The sequence below is a fragment of the Nocardia salmonicida NBRC 13393 genome, assembly GCF_001613085.1.
Taxonomy (GTDB): Bacteria; Actinomycetota; Actinomycetes; order Mycobacteriales; family Mycobacteriaceae; genus Nocardia; species Nocardia salmonicida.
Genome location: NZ_BDBR01000088.1, coordinates 1 through 3,145, shown reverse-complemented (window position 1 = coordinate 3,145; position 3,145 = coordinate 1). Strand labels below are relative to the sequence as shown.

The window sequence follows — 3,145 nt, the reverse complement described above, 5'->3', positions numbered from 1 at the left end:
TTCTCGTTGCGCTTGGTGATGATCAGGCGTGCGCCGAGGTAGCGCAGGCTGTGATTGTTGCTCCGCAGATGCGGCCGGGCGTGGCAGTTCGGTCCACACCGATCCGTGTTTTCACACCCGCCACGCTCCTCGACGGGGCGATTACCTGGCACAGCAGTTCCGTCCGATGCGCGGCGCATCGGGAAGGCCCTCTACGAGGAATACCAGCTGGACAGGCCATGGTTCACCCCCGCACGCTGGACCGACCTGCACGACGAGCGGAATTGAACCCGTATGACCGCGCTGGTGGCCAAGACCGTTCGCAGGGCCGGGAATGCGCACAGGGAAGTGAGATCGGTAGGTCGGTGCAGGTGTGACTCGCACGGAAGGACCAGAGCGAGACTGTGCCGACCCACCAACCCCAGGTACCGGCGTGAACCGGTTGTAAGTGGTCGTAGCCCGGCCCGACAAGATGTCGGCTGACGACCCGGGACTACGGCCTCGTGACCGGTACTCGCCCCCGAATACCAGGTCACCCGATATTCGGAGACCTCGCGCCCGAGGATTGCCCGCGGCGAAACCATCTCTGCCCGGATGAGGTGTTCGGATTCGGCTACAGCAGTTCGGCGTACACGGTGCCGTCCAAGATGCCGAACTCGATCTGACCGGGAAAGATCAAGGGTTTCCCGGCTGCTTTGTGGGCGTAGTGCGCGGCAATCACTGTGGTCGCCCAGTCCTGCAACGCGGCCGGGAGCCGGTAGGTGGTGCCGTCGGTGCAACGGATATAGGCGTGGGTGTCCTCCCCTGCCAGCGGCAGGGGGTGGTGCAGGGCGAGGATGTCGATGTCGAGAACGAGACCGGTGTGTTTGTCCGACGCGACGCGGGGCGGTTGCAGTTCGATGTCGTCCATGTCCGAGAGGCTATGTCCGCGACCGGCCAGACAGCACAGGTTTTCTCCAGTTCTCGGCACCGTTGTGCGGGTCAGTCCGCGGTGACGCGGCACCCTAGCCTCCGAGGATCTGGACATGGCAGCGTCTCAGCTTTTGTCAGCGGGATGGGTGGCGGATAGCAATATCGGGTGGCTGATCAACACAGTGTTGCCCGGATCGTCACGGCCGTCTCGTCGGTCGTGGTCGCGGTGTGCGCGGTGGTGGTGACGGTAAAGGTGGCGAGCGCCGATCGACCCCGCTGAACCACCGCGGGTGCTGGACCAGGCGGCGCTGGAGCAGCAGGTGGCAACCCGGTTGCAGGGCGTGGGGGACAAGCCGGTGGGCAGGGTGACCTGTCCCGGTTCTGTTCAGGTCGTCGACGGTAACCAGTTCGATTGCGATACATGGGATTACCTGCGTTCGGTGAAGGCGCACGTCGAGATCGTCAGCGATCAGGGCGAGATCGAGGTCACCAGGCCGTGACAGGAGCCCGGGATTCGAGTTGATCCAGCATCTGCTGGGTTTGGTGTGTTCGAAAAACGCCGTCGTTTTCGAACACCGTGCACCTGTCTAGGACAATTTGCGCCAGCTTGCTGACTGAGCGTGCCAGTTCATCCAAGATGGATGACGCTGAGCGCCGCCTGCGCGAGCAGACTAGGGAGATGCTCTACGAATTCGTCGTCGAAGGGCTGCTGTCGGCTCGGGCGTGCGCGGCATTCCCCGAACTGCAAGCCATGCACGCCGGCGAACAGACCCGGCTGACCGGACCAGTAGATGGCCGAGCTGGGTTGCGGTCGGTGCTGGACCGGCTGGACGCGATGGGCCTGACACCGATAGCCGTCACCCGACTGTTTCCGGTCGCCTGACGCACTCGGACTGGGAAGGCGGCGTGGACTGGGCGTTTTTCCGGCCGCGACCCGGTACCGGTTGTGAGTCGGCTGGCTTCTCCCGGGCCGCGGACGGGGTGATCCGGCATTCGCAGCAATGCCGAATCATCCGATATTCGGGGCCCGTGAAGCCGCGGACTGCTGGCTGTTGTCGGCGACCAGTCACTGACGCGGTGACGTGATCGGCGGGCCCGATTCGAGCACGCCCGGTCGAGGTTGACGCGACCCGCGACCGGGCGGTGCCTTTCGCTGAAGGGCCGTCGCAGGGTTGTGAGCGCTACGGTAACCGGTCCTTCATCCAGTAATTCGACGGCCAGACCTGTACGGATGGCCCCGCCCGGTCGGGCCGAGCGGCAATCCGAGGAACGGCCCAAAGTTGCCGGGCTGCGAAGCGGGCAGACGGCGCAGGCGAAGGTGGGAGTTCAGGCCGCGACCGCGAGGCGGTCATCGGTGGTCTGCGCACGCAGATCACCCAGCAGTCTGCTGAGTTTGCGAGACACGCCCATCTGGGAGATACCGAGACGTTGCGCGATCTCGCCTTGGGTGAGTGTGTCGTAGAACCGCCAGATCAGCAGCTGCTGATCGTCGGACGACAACTGCGCCAACAAGGGCGCGACGGTGATCGTGTCTTCGGCGAGCTGGAAGCGGGGGTCCTCGTCGCCGAAGGTCTCGGCGATCGTCATGCTGGGATCACCGTCGGTCTCGCGTGCGGGGGTGTCGAGGCTTCGCGTCTGGAACGCGTTGGCCGCCACCAAAGTTCGGGCAATATCGGTGACCGCAACATCGAGCTCGGTCGAGAGTTCCCGGGCGGTCGGCGAGCGGTGCAGTCGACGAGTCGACTCGTCGGTCATCACCCTGACCTTGCCCTGGAGCTCCTTCTCTCGACGCGGCACGTGCAACGGCCAGATGTGGTCGCGGAAGTGCCGGCGTACTTCACCCATGACGGTGGGGACCGCGAAACCTAAAAACGGTGATCCGGTGGACACGTCGTAGCGGTCGACCGCCATGACCACGCCCAGGCGCGCGGTCTGGAGCAGATCGTCGAACACTTCACCGCGGCCAGCGTATTTGCGGGCAACGTTCTCGGCCAGCGGCAGGCAGATCTCGATGATCTGATCGCGCAGAGCAGCGTGTTCGGGGCTGTGGGGGTCGGTCAGCAGCGGCGTGCCGTGCGCGGGGCCGTCTTCGCGGACGTGCATCGTGTTGAGGCCCACGTCGAGCAGCGCGCCTATCTGTGCACGTTGGCGGGATTGTGACGGTTTCGATGTGCGGGTTTTCGCGTGCTGCGGGCCGCCCTCGGTTGTCGGTGTCGGAGTCATCTTTTCGCCCGCTTCTGTTGTTTGTCGACGT

General features: G+C 64.7%; 4 protein-coding genes. 2 read left to right on the top strand and 2 right to left on the bottom strand.

Translation table 11 applies throughout. The features are described from left to right. Positions 1-592 precede the first annotated feature (592 nt). The gene (locus NS1_RS38415) at positions 593-889 is read right to left on the bottom strand and encodes a hypothetical protein (protein ID WP_062992649.1); all 297 of its coding nucleotides are present in this window, start codon (positions 887-889) and stop codon (positions 593-595) included. Between the two features lie 292 nt (positions 890-1,181). Between NS1_RS38415 and NS1_RS38410 the strand changes: the two genes are divergently transcribed. Both NS1_RS38410 and NS1_RS38405 read left to right on the top strand, forming a co-directional pair. After that, on the top strand, positions 1,182-1,391 hold the full coding sequence (locus tag NS1_RS38410; RefSeq protein WP_062992647.1) for a DUF4333 domain-containing protein: 210 nt from the start codon (positions 1,182-1,184) through the stop codon (positions 1,389-1,391). A 137-nt stretch (positions 1,392-1,528) separates the two neighbouring features. Next, positions 1,529-1,774 carry a DUF8691 family protein gene (locus NS1_RS38405; RefSeq protein WP_063816395.1) on the top strand — a complete coding sequence of 82 codons (246 nt, stop codon included), beginning with the start codon at positions 1,529-1,531 and terminating at the stop codon, positions 1,772-1,774. A 443-nt stretch (positions 1,775-2,217) separates the two neighbouring features. On the opposite strand, the gene NS1_RS38400 is transcribed toward NS1_RS38405, so the two are convergent. After that, positions 2,218-3,145 (bottom strand): SigB/SigF/SigG family RNA polymerase sigma factor (locus NS1_RS38400; protein WP_307620662.1); only part of this gene is annotated, 928 nt, incomplete at its 5' end.

Bases quoted from the DNA above. Each gene is read 5' to 3' on its own strand.
- NS1_RS38415 (WP_062992649.1), bottom strand. From the start codon at position 889: ATGGACGACATCGAACTGCAACCGCCCCGCGTCGCGTCGGACAAACAC.
- NS1_RS38405 (WP_063816395.1), top strand. From the start codon at position 1,529: ATGGATGACGCTGAGCGCCGCCTGCGCGAGCAGACTAGGGAGATGCTC.